Annotated in this window: 1 protein-coding gene; it reads left to right on the top strand. The window is 50.7% G+C overall.

Features of this window, described 5'->3' with window-relative positions:
• Nucleotides 1-215 (top strand): hypothetical protein (locus tag LKK83_RS31860; protein ID WP_324628764.1); only part of this gene is annotated, 215 nt, incomplete at both ends.

Here is a 215-nt window from a genome sequence, read left to right as displayed (position 1 = left end):
GAAACAGCTAGCAATGTGGAAGCGGAAGAAACGGGAGGCGATCGCACCCCAATTGCAGCGAATCCCGCCACCGAAACTACCGCCACCCCGGTCATTGCCGAGACAACACAACCTGGCAATTCTGTCAATAGCGACATCATTTCTCGGTTAGAAAACTTAACTCAAACCTTGAAACAACGAGAAGCCGATGCAGAGATTTCCGGTGGAAATCCGAT

Origin of the sequence: Phormidium sp. CCY1219 (assembly GCF_035615515.1) — a bacterium.
Taxonomy (GTDB): domain Bacteria; phylum Cyanobacteriota; class Cyanobacteriia; order Cyanobacteriales; family Laspinemataceae; genus CCY1219.
The sequence above is the reverse complement of the archived record's forward strand: the minus strand, read 5'-3'. Positions and strand labels throughout refer to the sequence as shown.